We start from the raw sequence: 17,925 nt of genomic DNA on the forward strand, positions 1-17,925 counted from the left end.
CATGAGCATCGCACATTACTTCGAGACCATGGAGTATGGTCCCGCTCCCGAGGCGGATGGCGAGGCGCGGGCTTGGCTGAAGCGGCACGGCGCGACGTTCGGGCATTTCATATCAGGCAAGTTCGCCGAGCCCGCTTCGGGCAGGCATCTGGCGACGATCGAGCCGGCCACGGGCAAGCCACTGGCCAAAATCGCGCAAGGTGTCGCTGCCGATGTCGAGGCCGCCGTCGGCGCCGCGCGGTCAGCGCAGGCGCCGTGGGCGAAGCTCGGTGGTCACGGTCGCGCCCGCCATCTCTATGCGCTGGCGCGCATGCTGCAGCGTCACGCGCGACTGTTCGCCGTGCTGGAGGCGATCGACAATGGCAAGCCGATCAGGGAGACCCGCGATCTCGACGTGCCGCTGGCCGCGCGCCACTTCCTCTATCACGCCGGCTGGGCGCAGTTGCAGGAGCGCGAATTCGCCGATCACGTGCCGGTCGGTGTGATCGGCCAGATCATCCCCTGGAATTTTCCGCTGCTGATGCTGGCCTGGAAGATCGCGCCGGCGCTGGCAGCCGGCAACACGGTGGTGTTGAAGCCGGCTGAATTCACTTCGCTCACCGCGCTGCTGTTCGCGGAGCTCGCGGCGGAAGCCGGCCTGCCGCCGGGTGTGTTGAATGTCGTGACGGGTGACGGCGCCACCGGCGCGCTGCTTGTTGAGAATCCTGGTGTCGACAAGATCGCCTTCACCGGATCGACCGAGGTCGGGCGTTTGATCCGTCAATCGACGGCGGGCAGCGGCAAGTCGCTGACATTAGAGCTGGGCGGCAAGTCGCCATTCGTCGTGTTCGACGACGCCGATATCGACGGCGCCGTCGAAGGCGTGGTCGATGCGATCTGGTTCAACCAGGGCCAGGTCTGCTGCGCCGGATCGCGGCTGCTGTTGCAGGAGGGGATCGCAGAGACCTTCCGCAAACGCCTGATCCGCCGCATGGAGACGTTGCGCGTCGGATCGCCGCTCGACAAGTCGATCGACATGGGCGCGGTGGTCGCTCCGGTCCAGCTCGAGCGGATCAAGGCGCTGGTCGAAACAGGTGTGAAGGAGGGTGCCGAGAAGTATCAGGCATCCGGGGCGATTCCTGCCGAGGGCTGCTTCTATCCGCCGACCTTGCTCTGGAATGTGCATCCGTCCTCGACCGTCGCGATCGAGGAGATCTTTGGGCCGGTGCTGGTCGCGATGACGTTCCGCACGCCTGACGAGGCGGTGATGCTCGCCAACAACACGCGCTATGGCCTTGCCGCCAGCGTATGGAGCGAGACCATTGGCCTCGCGCTCGATATCGCGCCAAAGCTTCAGGCCGGCGTGATCTGGGTCAATGCGACGAACCTGTTCGATGCCAGCGTCGGCTTCGGCGGCTATCGCGAATCCGGCTTCGGCCGCGAGGGCGGGCGCGAGGGCCTTTACGAGTATCTCAAGCCGAAGGCATGGAGCGGTCGCAAGGCCCGCGCCAAGCTGCCGCCGCTCCCTGAAGCCGCGACCGAGGCCGCCGGGTTCGCCACGCCGTCGATCGATCGAACCGCCAAACTGTTCGTCGGCGGCAAGCAGGCTCGCCCCGATGGGAATTATTCGCGCGCTGCGCTGTCGCCGAAGGGGAAGCTCCTTGGCGAGATCGGCGAAGGCAATCGCAAGGACATCCGCAACGCCGTGGCTGCCGCGCGTTCGGCCGAAGCGTGGGCGCGGGCGACGGCGCATAATCGCGCCCAAATCCTTTATTACCTTGCCGAGAATCTGTCCGCGCGCGGCGACGAGTTCGCCCGGCGCATCGGTGACATGACCGGTGTGTCGCCCGCCAAGGCGCGGGCGGAGGTCGAGGCGAGTATCGAACGGCTGTTCAGCTATGGGGCCTGGGCCGATAAATATGAGGGGACGATCCATGCGCCGCCGCTGCGCGGCGTGGCGCTTGCCATGCACGAGCCGATCGGCGTTGTCGGAGTGGCCTGTCCGGACGAGGCGCCGCTGCTCGGCTTCATCAGCCTGGTGGCGCCGTTGATCGCGATGGGCAACCGCGTCGTCGCGGTGCCGAGCGAACGGCATCCGCTCGCCGCGACGGATTTCTATCAGGTGCTGGAAACGTCGGACGTGCCGGCAGGTGTCGTCAATATCGTCACCGGCGAGCGCGATGCGCTTGCCAAGGTCCTTGCCGAGCATGACGACGTCGACGCGCTCTGGATGTTCGGATCGCAGGAGGCCTCGACGATGGCGGAGCGGCTGTCGGTCGGCAACCTCAAGCGCACGCTTGTTGACCATGGTCTGGCGCTCGATTGGTACGACAGGGCGGCGAGCGAGGGGCCGATCCTGCTCCGTCATGCGGTGCAGGTGAAGAACATCTGGATCCCCTATGGCGACTAGAGACGTCACCTTGCGGTGATAGGAATGGGAATCCGGACCGTCAGAGTCCGGGCGATGTTGAAGACAAGGGAGGGACGCAACAATGCTCAAGGGCATCAACCCACTGCTCAATGCCGACGTGCTCTATGCCTTGCGCGCGATGGGGCACGGAGACCGCCTCGTCGTCTGCGACACCAATTTTCCAGCTGATTCGATCGCGCGCCAGACCGCGTTCGGGGAGCTGCTGCGCATCGACAATGTCAGCACCGCCAAGGCGATCGAAGCGATTCTCTCGGTGATGCCGCTCGACACCTTCGTGGAGGATGCGGCGATGCGGATGGAGATCGTCGGCCAGCCGCAGGAAGTGCCGCCGGTGCAGCGCGAGGTGCAGGCCGTGATCGACCGCGCCGAAGGGCGGTCCTGGCCGCTGGTCGGGGTCGAGCGTCATGCCTTCTATGAGAAAGCCAAGACGGCCTATTGCGTGATCGCCACCGGCGAGCGGCGCTTCTACGGCTGCTTCCTGTTCACCAAGGGCGTCATCGCGCCGGACGCGGAGTGATGACCATGAGCAAGAGCGGCGTCGCAATCCTCGGCATCTTCGTCGTCGATCTGGCCTTCCGGGCCGGCAACATGCCTGCGATCGGCGAAACCATCGCGGGCTCTGGATTTGCCATGGGGCCGGGCGGCAAGGGATCGAACCAGGCCGTCGCCGCGGCGCGCGCCGGCGCGGACGTGACCTTCATCTCCCGCATCGGCCGCGATGCCTTCGGCGATCTCGCCATCAAGACCTGGGAAACCGAAGGCATCAGGCCGCGCGTGGCCAGGGCTGCGGACGCGCCGACTGGCGCGGCCTTCATCTATGTCCACGAGACGCGCGGCGACAATGCCATTATCGTCGTGAGCGGAGCGGCTGACGGTCTCGGCCCTGATGACGTCGATGCGGCCGCAGAGGCGATCCGCTCCAGCCGCGTCTTCGTGACCCAGCTCGAGCAGCCGGCCGCCGCCGCGCAGCGCGGGCTCGAGATCGCGCGCGCAGCCGGCAGTATCACGGTGTTCAACCCGGCGCCTGCCGGAAAATTCGACGACAGCTTGTTCGCCTTGTGCGACTATGTCGTTCCCAACGAGACCGAAGCCGAGGCGCTCACAGGGATCGCGGTCGGCGATCTCGCCGGCGCGCGGCGCGCCGGAGATGCGCTGCTGGCCAAAGGCGCTAGCGTTGCGCTGATCACGCTCGGCGAACGCGGCGCGCTGTTTCATGGGCGAGATCGCTCGCTGCATGTGCCGCCCTTCGCCGCCGGCAAGGTGGTCGAGACGGCCGGCGCGGGCGATGCCTTCGTCGGCGGCTTCGCCGCCGCACTCGCTGATGGAGCCGATCCGCTCGACGCGGCGCGCTTTGGCTCGGCGACCGCAGGAATATCCGTGACACGCGCCGGCACTGCGCCCGCCATGCCGCGGCGGGCCGAGATCGACGCCCTGCTGAAGGGATGATCTGCCCATGATGCGGAACGACCCGATCAAGCATGTCTTCATCTGGCCGGCGGTGCTCGTCGTGCTGGCGATCTCGATCTTTCCGCTGATCTATTCGTTCACCACGAGCTTCCTCAGCTACCGTCTGATTCCGCCGATCCCACCGCGCGTGGTGTGGTTCGGCAATTATGTGACGCTGTTGCAGGAGCCGCGGTTCTGGAACGCGATCCTCACGACGACGCTGATCGCCTTCATCGCGGTCGGCTTGCAATACGTGATCGGCTTTGGCGTTGCGCTCGCGCTGAACGCGCGCGTGCCGGGCGAGCGGCTGTTTCGCGTCGCCCTGCTGCTGCCGATGCTGCTGGCCCCGGTTGCGGTCGCGCTGGTGGCGCGGATGATCTTCAATCCGACCATGGGGCCGCTCAACCAGTTGCTCTCCACGTTTGGCCTCGCGAATCTTCCGTTCCTCACCAACGGTCATTGGGCGCTCGGCTGCATCATCGCGGTCGAGATCTGGCAGTGGACGCCGTTCGTAATCCTGATGATGCTGGCCGGCCTGCAAACGCTGCCCGAAGATGTCTACGAGGCCGCCGAGCTGGAGAACGCCAGCGCCTGGCAGCAATTCTGGGGCATCACTTTTCCGATGATGCTGCCGATCTCTGCTGCGGTGGTCTTCATCCGCCTGATCGAGAGCTACAAGATCATGGACACCGTGTTCGTCATGACCGGCGGTGGACCCGGCGTCGACACCGAGACGCTGACCCTGTTCGCCTATCAGGAGGGCTTCAAGAAGTTCAATCTCGGCTACACCTCCGCGCTCAGCTTCCTGTTCCTGATCGCCATCACCATCATCGGCGTCACTTATCTGGCGCTGTTGCGGCCGCATCTGGAGAAGCGCCGATGAGCGGGCAGGGGCTCACCGGACTGTCGACCTTGAGCCGTCGCCTGGTCGCGCTTGGCGTGCTCGCCTGGTGCCTGATCACGGCGTTTCCGCTCTATTGGGTGGTGGTGACGGCCTTCAAGACGCCGCCGGGCGTGGTCGGCGGCCCGACCTATATTCCGTTCGTCGATTTCACCCCGACGCTGCAGCCTTTCATCGATCTCTACCAGGGCATTCGCGGGGAATTCTTCCGGACCTTCCTGAACTCGACCATCGTCGGCTTGTCGGCAGCGGCGATGGCGACCGCGATCGGGGCGATGGCGGCCTATGCGCTTGTCCGGTTCGAGTTCAGGGTCCGCCTCGGTGCCGGCCTGATCTTCTTCCTGCTCGCGCTCGGCGGCTATCTGTTGTTCAGCAACAATCTCGGATTCACCCGGGCGCAGGCGCTGCTGCTCGCGTTCCCGATCGCGCTGGTCATTGCCATCATCGCCAATCGCCTGCCGCTGCCGGGCCCGATCCTCGGCAATGAGGACATCCTGTTCTGGTTCGTCAGCCAGCGCATGTTCCCGCCGATCGTCACCGCCTTCGCGCTGTATCTGCTCTACACCGAGATTGGCCGGCTCGGCTTCCAGCTCATCGACAGCTATGTCGGCCTGACGCTGTGCTACGTCGCGTTCTCGCTGCCGATCGTGGTCTGGCTGATGCGCGACTTCTTCGAGGCGATCCCGATCGAGGTCGAGGAAGCCGCGATGGTCGACAACGTGCCGAGCTGGCGCATCTTCCTCGGCATCGTGGTGCCGATGTCGATGAACGGGCTGCTTGCGACGTTCATGATCACGCTGGCCTTCGTCTGGAACGAGTTCCTGTTCGCGTTGTTCCTGACCAATTCCAAATGGCAGACGCTGCCGATCCTGGTGGCGGGACAGAACAGCCAGCGCGGCGATGAATGGTGGGCGATCTCGGCGGCCGCGCTCGTCGCCATCATTCCGATGATGATCATGGCGGGCCTGCTCAGCCGCATGATGCGGTCGGGCCTGCTGCTCGGGGCCATCAAATAGCAAAAACTCATTAAGGGAGGACTGGACGATGTTGCGACGGACGTTTCTGATGTTGACCACTTCGCTCGCGGTCGCTTGTGCCGCGAGCCAGGCGAACGCGGCCTGCAGCCCGGACTATTCCGGCGTCACCTTGACGGTGGCGTCGCAGACCGGGCCGTACATCGCCTCCGCGCTCAAATTAGGTGCGGATGAATGGACCAAGAAGACCTGCGGCAAAGTCAATGTCGTCGAGTTTCCGTGGTCGGAGCTCTACCCGAAGATCGTGACGTCGCTCACGGCGTCGGATGCGACCTTCGACCTCGTCAGCTTCGCGCCGGCCTGGCTGCCCGACTTCGTGCCCTATCTCAGCGAGATGCCGAAGGCGATGCAATCAGGCAAGGATTGGGACGATGTCGAGCCGGCCTATCGCGAACGTCTGATGGTGTGGGAAGGCAAGATCTATTCGCAGTCGATGGACGGCGACGTCCACACCTACACGTATCGCACCGACCTGTTCAGCGATCCCAAGGAGAAGGACGCGTTCAAGGCCAAGTACGGCTACGATCTGGCGCCGCCGAAGACCTGGAAGCAATATCTCGACATCGCTGAGTTCTTCCAGCGCCCCGACAAGGGACTGTGGGGCACCGCGGAAGCCTTCCGGCGCGGCGGCCAGCAGTTCTGGTTCTTCTTCAGCCACGCGGCCGCCTACACCAACAACCCGAACTATCCAGGCGCGATGTTCTTCGACCCCGAAACCATGGATGCCCAGATCAACAATCCGGGCTGGGTGAAGGGATTGGAGGAATATATCCGCGCCTCCAAGCTCGGCCCGCCCAATGCGCTGAACTTCTCGTTCGGCGAGGTCAACGCGGCGGTCGCAGGCGGCCAGGTGGCGGAATCGATCGGTTGGGGCGACACCGGCGTGATCGCGGCCGATCCAAAGCAGTCGAAAATCTCGGGCAAGGTCGGCTCCGCGGTGCTGCCCGGCTCCGACGAGATCTGGAACGCCAAGACGAAGAAGTGGGACAAGTTCCCGGCGGTCCTGCCGGCGCCCTTCATGGCGTTCGGCGGCTGGCAGATCGCCGTGCCGAAGGTCGGCAAGCACCAGGAGGCGGCGTGGGATTTCGTCAAGACGCTGACGAGCCCCGAAGTCTCCGGCCAGGCTGCGATCACCGGCGGCACGGGTGTCAACCCGTACCGCAAGTCGCACACCGCGAATCTCGAATTGTGGAGCAAGATCTTCTCGCCGCAGGAAGCCAAGGAATATCTCGGCGCGCAGGCTGATTCCATCAACGGCAAGAACGTCGCGCTCGACATGCGTCTGCCCGGCTATTTCTCCTACACCGAGGTGGTGGAGATCGAGCTTGGCAAGGCGCTGGCCGGCCAGACCACGCCGCAGGCCGCGCTCGACGCGGTCGCGAAGGAATGGAATCGCCTGACCGACGAGTTCGGTCGTGCGAAGCAGCTCGCCGCTTATCGCGCGGCGATGGGCCTGCCGCCGAAGAACTAACTAAGAAACTGACAAAAACTGACCTCCGCTGAGACTTCCCGGATGATGCGCCAGCATCATCCGGGCTTTGTTGACCGTCGACATCAGGGACGGAAAAAGGATTCCATGGCGCGCGTCGAGATCGAGAACGTCAGCAAGGCATACGGGCCCTACAAGATCATCGAGGGGCTCGATCTGAACGTGGCCGACGAGGAGTTCGTCGTGCTGGTCGGCCCGTCGGGCTGCGGCAAGACCACGACCTTGCGCATGATCGCGGGACTGGAGACCGTCACCGACGGAACCATCCGCATCGGCGAGCGCGATGTCACGCAGCTGCGTCCGGGCCTGCGCAACTGCGCGATGGTGTTCCAGAACTACGCGCTCTATCCGCACATGACTGTTGGCGAGAACATCGGCTATGGCATGAAAGTGCGGGGCGAGCCGCGCGCCAGCATCACCAAGGCCGTCCAGGACGTGGCCCGGGTTCTCGACCTCGAGCCGTACCTTGATCGCCGGCCCAAGCAGCTCTCCGGCGGGCAGCGCCAGCGCGTCGCCATCGGCCGCGCCATCGTGCGCAGTCCCGACGTGTTTCTGTTCGATGAGCCGCTGTCCAACCTCGATGCCAAGCTGCGGATCGAGATGCGGACCGAGATCAAGGCCCTGCATCGCCGTCTCGCCAAGACGATAGTCTATGTCACGCACGACCAGGTCGAAGCCATGACCATGGCCGATCGCGTCGTGGTGATGAATCGCGGCCGGATCGAGCAGGCGGCCGATCCCATCACGATCTACGAGAAGCCCGCCAATCTCTTCGTCGCCGGCTTCATGGGCGCGCCCAGCATGAATTTCATCCATGGCGAAATTGTCGCCCGTGACGGCGCGCTGGTCTTCACCGAGCCGTCGGGGACCGCGCTGAAATTACCGAAATCCCGCGAGGCGATCTACGCGGGGAGTATCGGCAAGCCGGTCGTGCTGGGCGTGCGGCCCGATCACGTGCTGCGGCAGGATGCCCCGGCGGGCGCTTCGATCCGCTTGATGGTGAAAGATGTGGAGCCGCTCGGCCCGCACACGCTGGTGATCGGCACGGTCGGGGCCTTTCCGTTCACGGCGCAGATGCCGGTGGGGGTGGCCGCAGCGCCGGATCATGTCATCGACGTCGCGCTCGATCTGGAGCGAACACATCTGTTCGACAAGGTTTCGGGAATGGCGATTTCCTGAGGGGCCGTTCGCAGCCCCCGGCCAGGATCGGAACGCGATTCAAGGTTTGCAATTGCAAAACGGCGTCTCGGGCACCGCCTGTTCACGCAGGCTTGACCGGGATCAAGGACTGTGCCCGGAGCCGGAATATGTTAGGCAGGCTGTGCTGCGGCTGGAGAGGTCATTAAACTTAAGCATGCTGTTCGTCCGTACCATCCTGGCATTCGCGATTGCCGTCTCGCTGGCGGTGCTGCCGCTCGGCGCGGGCGCATCTGCCGCGGGCCGCGCGATGGCGCCGGACGACATGCAGGCCGTCATGCAGATGGCGGATCACGGCGACATGTCGATCGACGATTGCTGTCCGGACGACATGAAGGGAACGCCTCTCCACCAGGACGGCTATAAGTGCGGGATGGGTTTCTGCTGCGTCGGCGGCGCTCTTGCGCTGGGTCATGTGCGTCCGCTGGTTCTCGGGCTCTTCGTCATGACCGCGAGCAAGATCGCCATTCCCGCGGACCAAATTGTCCTGTCCCGCAGCGGCAGTCCTCCCTTCCGACCTCCTCGAAGCTGATCCCGCAAAAGTCCGGCGCGCGCACCTTTGCACGCGACGACGACTGACGTGCGCGCCCATGGCGCGACGGCCGAGATCAATTCATAAGGACAGGATCATGCTTTCCAAAGTCACGACTGCGGCTCTCGCCGCCACCCTTTCGCTCGCCGCTTCAGCCGCCATGGCGGGCGCCGGCGATTATGCATTCGAGCCGGTCAATCCGGCGATGAAGAAAGGCGATGACGTCACGCTCGCCGTTCGTCTGACCGACAAGCGGACCGGCAAGCCGGTGCCGGATGCGGTGATCTTCAAGACCCGCGTCGACATGGCTCCCGACGGAATGGCCGAGATGGTGTCTGACGTCGCGCCCCTGCCGTCGAAGGAGCCGGGCGTCTACGCCTTCAAGACCGATCTGCCGATGGCCGGACGCTACCAGGTCACGCTCTCCGCCAAGGTGCAGGGCGAGGCCGAAACCGTCACCGGCAAGGTGATTGTCCAGGCGACGAAGTGAGCCTTCGGACGCTGCCTTGCGGCAGTGTCCGAACTCTTCTTTCTCAATCACATGGACGCGCGCGCCGCGCGGGAAGCACACCATGAACACGCAGCGTCTTCTGACGGCACTCGCTCTGACGGGCGGCATGACCTTCGGTGCCTACTGGTACGCGAACGGCGTACGCTGGTCCGCCCATGCCGAGGCGACCACGGCCGTGTCCGCCGAACACAGCACTCCGCTCTATTACCGCGATCCCGGCGGAGCATCGCTCTGGTCGGCGGCGCCGAAGAAGGATGAGAGCGGGCGGGATTATTTGCCCGTCTATGACGACGACAAGGCCTTCTCCGAGCCGACGAAGCCAAAGCCGCAGGCCGCTTCGTCGCGCAAGATCCTGTACTACCGCAATCCCATGGGACTTCCGGACACCTCGCCTGTCCCGAAGAAGGATCCAATGGGGATGGACTACGTCCCCGTCTACGACGGCGACGATGCCGACGACGGCAGCGTCAGGCTTTCGCCCGGAAAGATCCAGCGCACCGGCGTGAAGTCGGAGCCGGCCGAGCGCCGCCCGATCCGCGTTGCGGTGAAGGCGCCCGGCACGATCCAGCTCGACGAGCGCCTGGTGTCGGTGATCGCGATGAGGTCCGAGAGCTTCGTCCAGAAGGTCGCCGACGTCACCACCGGCACGCGCGTGAGAGCCGGCCAGCCCCTGATGCAGATCTACAGTTCGGCCGTCGCGTCCGCCGCGGCCGAGTATCTCTCGACGATCACGTCCAGGACCACGGCCGGCATCGAGGCCTACGGCCGCGGCGCCCGGCAACGGCTGATCAACCTCGACGTCCCGGAACCGGTCATCTCCGAGATGGAGAAGTCCCACGTCGCGCCCGTGACCATCCAATGGTCGGCGCCGCGCGACGGCATCGTGCTCGAACGCAATGCCATCGAAGGCATGCGCGCCAATCCCGGCGACGTGCTGTTCCGGATTGCCGACATCTCGGTGGTGTGGGCGCTCGTCGACGTGGCCGAGCGCGACCTCGGCAACGTCTCGGTCGGCCAGCCGGTGACGATCCGGGCCCGGAGTTTTTCAGACCGGACCTTCTCCGGAAAGATCGCGGTCGTCTATCCCCAGGTGAACCGGGACACCCGGACGGCCCGTGTCAGGATCGAGCTCGCCAATCCGGACTTCGCGCTGCTGCCCGACATGTATGTCGATGCCACCATCGACACCGCCGATTCCACGCCGGTTCTGGCCGTGCCGGACAGCTCGGTGCTCGATACAGGCAGCCGCCAGGCCGTCCTCGTCGACAAGGGCGAAGGGCGGTTCGAGCCGCGGGACGTGAAGCTCGGCCGGCGTGGTGGCGGCTACGTCGAGGTGCGAAACGGCCTCTCCGACGGTGAGCTGGTGGTCACCTCGGCCAACTTCCTGATCGATGCCGAAAGCAATCTGAAGGCGGCGCTGAAAGGCTTCGCGGAGGCCATGCCTGCTTCCGATGTCGCCGGCGAGCACGCGATGGGAGAGCACAAATGATTGCCCGCATCATCGCCTGGTCGGCCCGCAATTTACTGCTGGTGCTGTTCGGCACCGGCTTTGCGGCCGCGGCCGGCCTGTACGCGCTCGTCCATCTTCCGCTGGATGCGATTCCTGATCTCTCCGACACGCAGGTGATCGTCTACACCGAATATCCGGGCCAGGCGCCGCAGGTGATCGAGGACCAGGTCACCTATCCCTTGACGACAGCGATGCTGACAGTGCCGAAATCGAAGGTGGTACGCGGCTTCTCGTTCTTCGGCGTATCCTTCGTCTATGTGATCTTCGAGGACGGCACCGATATCTACTGGGCGCGCTCGCGCGTGATGGAGTTCCTTAACGGCGCGTCGTCCAGGCTTCCCGCGGGCGTGACCCCGACCATCGGGCCCGACGCGACCGGCGTCGGCTGGGTTTACCAGTACGCCGTGATGTCCAAGGAATTGAACCTGGCAGACACGCGCACGATTCAGGACTGGAATCTGAAGTTTGCGCTGGCCAAGGCCGAAGGCGTCGCGGAGGTCGCCAGTATCGGCGGCTTCGTCAAACAGTACAACGTCGTCCTCGACCCGCAGCGGATGCGCGACCGCGGCATCAGCATGCAGAAGGTCCGTGACGCCATCCGCGCCAGCAATGCCGATGTCGGTGGACGCACCGTCGAGCTGTCGGAATTCGAATACGTCATTCGCGGCAAGGGCTACGTCAAGAGCATCAACGATCTCGGCAACGTCGTGCTGAAGACCTCTGGCGGCACGCCGGTGCTGCTCCGCGACGTCGCCAATGTCGAGCTCGGGCCGGACGAGCGGCGCGGCATCGCGGAACTGAACGGCGAAGGCGAGGTCGCAAGCGGCATCGTGCTGCAACGCTTCGGCGTCAATGCCCTCGACGTCATCGAGAACGTCAAGCAGCGGTTCAAGGAGATCGCGAGCAGCCTGCCGAAGTCGGTTGAAATCGTGCCGGTCTACGACCGGTCCAACCTGATCTACGCCGCCATCGACACCCTCAAGCACACCCTGTTCGAGGAAAGCATCGTCGTCGCGCTGGTCTGCATCGTGTTCCTGCTGCATGTCCGCAGCGCCCTGGTCGCGATCCTGATGCTGCCGGTCGGGGTGCTGATGGCGTTCGGCGCCATGAAGCTGCTGGGGCTGGGCTCGAACATCATGAGCCTCGGTGGCATTGCCATCGCGATCGGCGCGATGGTGGACGCGGCCATCGTCATGATCGAGAATGCCCACAAGCATCTCGAACGGGCGAAGCCCGATCAGTCACGCGTCCAGGTCCTGATCGATGCGGCGTCCGAAGTCGGGCCGGCGCTGTTCTTCAGCCTGCTGATCATCACCGTGTCGTTCATGCCGATCTTCACGCTGGAATCCCAGGAAGGACGGCTGTTCAGCCCGCTGGCGTTCACCAAGACCTTCTCGATGGCCGCGGCGGCGCTGCTGTCCGTGACGTTGGTGCCCGCGCTGATGGTGATCTTCGTCCGCGGCCGGATCGTCCCGGAGAGCAAGAATTTCATCAATCGACTGCTGATCTGGCTCTACCGTCCGGTGATCAAGGCCGTGCTGCGGGCCAAGCTGCTCGTGGTCCTGGCCTCGCTCGTCGTGCTCGCCGTGACGGCGTGGCCGGCCCGCCAACTCGGCACCGAGTTCATGCCGAGCCTGAATGAAGGCACGCTGCTGTACATGCCGACGACGCTTCCCGGCATTTCAGTTACCAAGGCGGCCGAACTGATGCAGACGCAGGACCGGATCATCAAGTCGTTCCAGGAGGTCGCCTCGGTCTACGGCAAGGCGGGACGGGCCGCGACCGCGACGGATCCGGCGCCGACCGAGATGTTCGAGACCATCGTCAATTTGAAGCCGAAGAGCCAATGGCGCGCGGGCGTGACCGTCGACAGCCTGATCGCGGAAATGGACAACGCGCTCCAGTTTCCGGGCGTCTCCAACGCGTGGACCATGCCGATCAAGGCCCGTATCGACATGTTGTCGACGGGCATCCGCACGCCCATCGGGGTCAAGGTGATGGGCACCGATCTCGTCGAGATCGACCGGCTGGCCAAGCAGATCGAGCGAGTCATCAAGACCGTGCCCGGGACCTCGTCGGCCTACGCCGAACGCGGCATCGGCGGCTATTATCTCGAGATCGTTCCGGATCGCGAAGCGCTCGCGCGCTACGGAATTCTGGTCCAGGACGTTCAGGACACCATCGCGGCGGCGCTCGGCGGCCAGACGGTCACCACGACCGTGGAGGGCCGGCAGCGATTCACGGTGAACATGCGCTACCCGCGCGATCTGCGCGACAATCCCAAGGCGATCGCCAGCGACATCCTGGTGCCGATGCCGGCGGGGGGCGCCGTGCCGCTCGGCGAAGTTGCCAAGGTCGAGCCGGCGCGCGGGCCGACCTCGATCCGGACGGAGAACGGACAGCTTGCGACCTACATCTATGTCGACATCCGCGACCGCGACATCGGCAGTTATGTCGCGGACGCGCAGCGCGCCGTCACCGAGAGCATCCAGTTTCCCGCGGGCTACTATGTCGTCTGGAGCGGCCAGTACGAATATCTGCAGCGGGCCGCCGCCCGTCTGAAGATCGTGGTGCCGGTGACGCTCACGATCATCTTCCTGCTGCTGTATTTGAATTTCAGGGCCACGACCGAGACCTTGATCGTGATGCTGTCGCTGCCTTTCGCGCTGGTCGGCGGAATCTGGATGATGTGGTGGCTCGGCTTCAATCTGTCCGTTGCCGTTGCCGTCGGCTTCATCGCGCTTGCGGGCGTTGCTGCCGAGACCGGCGTCGTGATGCTGATCTACCTCGATCATGCCCTCGCCGAGACGAGAGCGAGATGCTGTGCCGAGGGCCGTGCCGTGACCCGGCAGGATCTGCACGACGCCATCATGGAGGGCGCGGTCGAGCGTGTCCGTCCCAAGATGATGGCGGTCGTCGCCATCATGGCGGGCCTGCTTCCCATCATGTGGAGCACCGGCACGGGGTCGGAGATCATGCAACGCATCGCCGTGCCGATGATCGGCGGCATGACGTCGTCGACACTGCTCACCCTCATCGTCATCCCGGCCATCTTCGGCCTGGTGAAGGGGCGGGAATTGTCTCGCGGCGGGGAAGGCGCCGCCGCGCTGTCGAAGGAGGCTTCGCAAGACGTGCCCAGGGCGGCTTGATAGATTAAGGGCCAGCGATCAATCCCCTGAGTTAGGAACGATGGTCCGAACCTCCGGTTGCCGGCAGATAGCAACAGGAGAACGCGACAATGAAAATCGTGAGTATTGCACTGGCGGCCGCGCTGGTGTTCGGATCGATCGCTGCTGTGTCGGCACAGGGCGGCGGCGCGGGAGGTGGGGGCGGTGCGGGCGGATCAGGAGCTGGAGGAGCCGGCGCTGGAGCCGGGGCCGGTGCGGGTGCGGGATCCGGCGGTTCGGGGAGTGGAGGCGCAAGTGCTGGCGGAACGGGAGGCGGCGGCAACAGCCCAGCCGCGACGACAGGTCAGGGAGCGTCGAGCAGCCCGAGCACGGCCAATCCCGGCGCAACCGTGAACGACCCGAAGATGAAGGGCCGATAGCGGACCTCATTCGATGGAGACGGGCTCGGCGCGAACATTTTGCGCTGAGGCCGCCGACATCGTTGCCTGCCCAACCACCCCAGCGGGATGGCTGAAAATCTCGAAATCGCTGCCGCGTGCGACGCCGATCAATGTCACTCCGCCAGTCTCGGCCGTTCGTATCGCCAGCGCCGTTGGCGCGGAGATGGCAACGACGATGCCGACGCCGATCGCGGCCGCCTTCTGCACCATTTCGACCGATATCCGGCTCGTGAGAATGACGGCGCCGCTAGCGCCTGAAATGCCTTGCGAGGCCAGCGCGCCGGCGAGCTTGTCGAGCGCATTGTGGCGTCCGACGTCCTCGCGCAGAATCATGTGACCTTCATCGTCCGGCCGAAAGAAGCCTGCCGCATGTGTGGCCCGCGTTGCGTGGTTGAGGCACTGCGCTTCGCCGAGGCCCTCGATTGCGCTTTGGATCTGTTCCGGCGTGAGACTGGTCTGTCGCACAACGATGCGGTGCATCCGATTGGCCTCGGCAAGGCTTTCGACGCCGCAGAGGCCGCAGCCGGTCGGACCGACCAGTCGCCGCCGCCGATCCTTCAGCAGGCGTCCGGCCCGCGGCCGCAGCCAGGTTCGCACCTCGATGCCGTCGACAGCGGGAACGACCGACAAATCCTCGATCTCGCCTGCGTCCTCGATGAGTCCCTCGGTCAGGCTGAAGCCGAGCGCGAGGTCCGTGAGATCCGATGGCGTCGCCATCAGAACGGCGATGGTCGTTCCGTCAAAGACCAGCGCAACGGGACATTCCTCGGCCACCACGCGCTCGTCCTGCGTTCCGCGCGAAGTCAGCCGGGGCATCCGGACCGAGGCCGTCAACCCTGCGGCGCGTTCACATCTGGGGAAATTGGAGCCGTGCATGGTGCTCGTCCTGCGTCGAACTATCGACGCTGCAGCGCGCCCAATGTTCCCAGTGCGGAGGAACCAGTGATGTCGCCTCCGGTTTTCCGTACGGGGCTTGCAAGCGAAGGGCCTGCCATGCGGCAAAAAGCAAAAATCGAAACCTACGATGCGCCGGCCGGTGGCTGGGGCTCGCTCAATGCCGTCATGCACATCCTGACGCAGGAGGAGGTCGCCGTTCTCGGCAGCGAGATCCTGCTGAAACAGAACAAGCCCGGCGGGTTCATGTGCGTGAGCTGCTCCTGGGCCAAGCCCGCAGAGCCGCGTCCCTTCGAATTCTGCGAGAATGGCGCCAAGGCGACCGCTTGGGAGATCACGGGCAAGACGGTCACACCGGAGTTCTTCGCTCAGCATACGCTGTCCGAATTGCGAAGCTGGTCCGATCATCAACTGGAAGAGCTGGGGCGCCTGACCCATCCGATGCGCTACGACCCGGCCAGCGACAAATATGTGCCGGTCGATTGGAGCGAGGCCTTTCGCGAGATCGGCCGCGAGCTGAATAAGCTCGATCCACGCTCGGTCATCATGTACACATCCGGCCGCGCCTCGCTGGAGGCGAGCTACATGTATCAGCTGTTCGGCCGGATGTACGGCACCAACAACTTCCCCGACAGCTCCAACATGTGCCACGAGACGACCTCGGTCGCGCTGCCGCCGGTGATCGGCTCCCCGGTCGGCACAGTGTTGCTCGGCGATTTCGATCATACCGACTGCATCTTCTTCTTCGGCCACAACACCACCACCAACGCGCCGCGCATGCTGCATCCGCTGCAAGAGGCGGCGCAGCGCGGCGTGCCGATCATCACCTTCAATCCGCTCCGGGAACGCGGGCTGGAGCGGTTCGTCAATCCCCAGAGCCCCGTCCAGATGATCGCGGGTGGCACGCGCATCAGCTCGCAATACCATCAGGTTCGGCTCGGCGGTGATGCCGCAGCCATCCTTGGAATTTGCAAATGGGTGATCGAGGCGGACGATCGGGCCTCGAAGGATGGCGGGCCGCGCCTGGTCGATGTCGACTTTCTCGTGCAGCACACCTCCGGCTTCGATGCGTTCGCGGCCTTCTGCCGCGACCAGGACTGGAGCGAGATCGAGCGGGCGTCGGGGCTTGCGAGGTCGGCGATGCGCGAGGCGGCGAACACCTACATGGCCGCCAATGCGGTGATCGCCAATTACGGTATGGGCGTTACCCAGCACAAGCACGGCGTCGAGACCGCCAAGATGATCGTCAACCTGCTGCTGCTGCGCGGCAATATCGGCAAGCCCGGGGCCGGCATTTCGCCGATCCGCGGCCACTCCAACGTGCAGGGCCAGCGCACCGTGGGCATCTCGGAGAAGACAAGGCTCGTGCCGCTCGACAAGCTCGCCGAGCTGTACGCCTTCGAGCCGCCGCGGTGGGACGGGCTTTCGACTGTGGATGCCTGCGAAGGCATCTTGAAGGGCGACGTAGGTGGCTTCGTCAGTCTTGGCGGCAATTTCGTGCGCGCCATTCCCGAGCAATCGCTGATGGAGCCGGCCTGGTCCGGCCTGCGCCTGTCGGTGCAGATCGCGACGAAGCTGAATCGCAGCCACATCGTGCCCGCGGAGGTGACCTATCTGCTGCCATGCCTCGGCCGGATCGAGATCGATGAGCAGCAGAGCGGCGCGCAAGCCGTGTCGATGGAGGATTCCACTGCGTGTATCCATGGCTCGCGTGGCCAGCGCAGGCCGGTGGCGAGGGATGCCCTGTCGGAGCCCGCGATCATCGCCGGCCTCGCCAAGGCGACGCTGAAGCCAAATCCAAAGGTGGATTGGGACGCATGGGTCGCCGACTATTCGCGCGTGCGCGAGGCGATCGAGCGGACTTATCCCGACCAGTTCAAGGATTACAACAAGCGCATGTTCGAGCCCGGCGGCTTTCCGCGACCGCTCGCCGCGCGCGAGCGCAAGTGGAAGACACCGAACGGCAAGGCGAACTTCACCGTGCCCAAATCGGCCTTCGCGCCGCCGCAAGGGACCGACGGTGTTTATGAACTGATGACCATGCGCGCCGACGGGCAGTTCAACACGACGATCTACACCGAGGATGACCGCTTCCGCGGCATCCAGGGCAGCCGCTACGTCGTCCTGATGAACAGCGTCGACATGGAGATGGACGGCCTGAAGCCGGGCGATACCGTGACGCTGGTGACGGAAGCCGGCGATGGCGTCGAACGCAGCTTGAGCGAGCTCCAGGTCGTGCCATACGACATTCCGCGCAGGACGATCGCAGGCTATTACCCCGAGTGCAACGGATTGATTCCGCTGTGGCACTACGCGGAAGGCAGCAAGGTGCCCGCGGCGAAATCGGTCCCGGTCCGGCTGTTCAAGGATGTCATCCCCGAGATGATCGAAGGCGGCGAGGTTCCGATCTCGACCGGCTGAATCCCGTGATTG

13 protein-coding genes are annotated in these 17,925 nt (G+C 64.7%); 12 read left to right on the forward strand and 1 reads right to left on the reverse strand.

What is annotated here, in order from left to right; genetic code table 11:
* Window position 1: 1 nt before the first annotated feature.
* The 11 genes from G8O24_RS05370 to G8O24_RS05420 all read left to right on the forward strand — a co-directional run bounded on the left by G8O24_RS05370 (window position 2) and on the right by G8O24_RS05420 (window position 14,179).
* Complete coding sequence (locus G8O24_RS05370) at window positions 2–2,389, forward strand: aldehyde dehydrogenase family protein (protein ID WP_188097215.1); 2,388 nt, start codon at window positions 2–4, stop codon at window positions 2,387–2,389.
* Between the two features lie 82 nt (window positions 2,390–2,471).
* The gene (locus tag G8O24_RS05375) at window positions 2,472–2,927 is read left to right on the forward strand and encodes an RbsD/FucU family protein (RefSeq protein WP_188097217.1); all 456 of its coding nucleotides are present in this window, start codon (window positions 2,472–2,474) and stop codon (window positions 2,925–2,927) included.
* 5 nt (window positions 2,928–2,932) lie between these two features.
* On the forward strand, window positions 2,933–3,856 hold the full coding sequence (gene rbsK / locus G8O24_RS05380) for a ribokinase (protein WP_188097219.1): 924 nt from the start codon (window positions 2,933–2,935) through the stop codon (window positions 3,854–3,856).
* Window positions 3,857–3,863: 7 nt separating this feature from the next.
* Window positions 3,864–4,739 carry a carbohydrate ABC transporter permease gene (locus G8O24_RS05385; protein WP_188097221.1) on the forward strand — a complete coding sequence of 292 codons (876 nt, stop codon included), beginning with the start codon at window positions 3,864–3,866 and terminating at the stop codon, window positions 4,737–4,739.
* Complete coding sequence (locus tag G8O24_RS05390) at window positions 4,736–5,773, forward strand: carbohydrate ABC transporter permease (RefSeq protein WP_188097223.1); 1,038 nt, start codon at window positions 4,736–4,738, stop codon at window positions 5,771–5,773. The genes G8O24_RS05385 and G8O24_RS05390 overlap by 4 nt, the downstream gene beginning before the upstream one ends.
* 49 nt (window positions 5,774–5,822) lie before the next feature.
* Window positions 5,823–7,262, forward strand: a complete 1,440-nt coding sequence (locus G8O24_RS05395; protein ID WP_244645747.1) for an extracellular solute-binding protein — start codon at window positions 5,823–5,825, stop codon at window positions 7,260–7,262.
* Window positions 7,263–7,367: 105 nt separating this feature from the next.
* A complete protein-coding gene (locus tag G8O24_RS05400; protein WP_188097228.1) occupies window positions 7,368–8,459 on the forward strand; it encodes an ABC transporter ATP-binding protein in 1,092 nt (363 codons plus the stop codon).
* Between the two features lie 46 nt (window positions 8,460–8,505).
* Window positions 8,506–9,009: a hypothetical protein gene (locus tag G8O24_RS05405; protein WP_306666293.1), complete on the forward strand. Its 504-nt coding sequence runs from the start codon at window positions 8,506–8,508 to the stop codon at window positions 9,007–9,009.
* A gap of 97 nt (window positions 9,010–9,106) precedes the next feature.
* Complete coding sequence (locus G8O24_RS05410) at window positions 9,107–9,499, forward strand: FixH family protein (RefSeq protein WP_188097230.1); 393 nt, start codon at window positions 9,107–9,109, stop codon at window positions 9,497–9,499.
* Window positions 9,500–9,581: 82 nt separating this feature from the next.
* Window positions 9,582–11,009 carry an efflux RND transporter periplasmic adaptor subunit gene (locus G8O24_RS05415; protein ID WP_188097232.1) on the forward strand — a complete coding sequence of 476 codons (1,428 nt, stop codon included), beginning with the start codon at window positions 9,582–9,584 and terminating at the stop codon, window positions 11,007–11,009.
* Window positions 11,006–14,179 carry an efflux RND transporter permease subunit gene (locus tag G8O24_RS05420; protein WP_188097234.1) on the forward strand — a complete coding sequence of 1,058 codons (3,174 nt, stop codon included), beginning with the start codon at window positions 11,006–11,008 and terminating at the stop codon, window positions 14,177–14,179. Before G8O24_RS05415 ends, G8O24_RS05420 begins: the two co-directional genes overlap by 4 nt.
* Window positions 14,180–14,583: 404 nt before the next feature.
* Here G8O24_RS05420 and fdhD read toward each other — a convergent pair whose 3' ends face one another.
* Window positions 14,584–15,414, reverse strand: coding sequence for a formate dehydrogenase accessory sulfurtransferase FdhD (gene fdhD / locus G8O24_RS05425; RefSeq protein WP_188097235.1), 831 nt, complete (start codon window positions 15,412–15,414; stop codon window positions 14,584–14,586).
* A 177-nt stretch (window positions 15,415–15,591) separates the two neighbouring features.
* Between fdhD and G8O24_RS05430 the strand changes: the two genes are divergently transcribed.
* Window positions 15,592–17,913, forward strand: coding sequence for an FdhF/YdeP family oxidoreductase (locus G8O24_RS05430; RefSeq protein ID WP_188097425.1), 2,322 nt, complete (start codon window positions 15,592–15,594; stop codon window positions 17,911–17,913).
* Window positions 17,914–17,925: the final 12 nt, after the last annotated feature.

The organism is Bradyrhizobium campsiandrae, assembly GCF_014529705.1.
Classification (GTDB): domain Bacteria; phylum Pseudomonadota; class Alphaproteobacteria; order Rhizobiales; family Xanthobacteraceae; genus Bradyrhizobium; species Bradyrhizobium campsiandrae.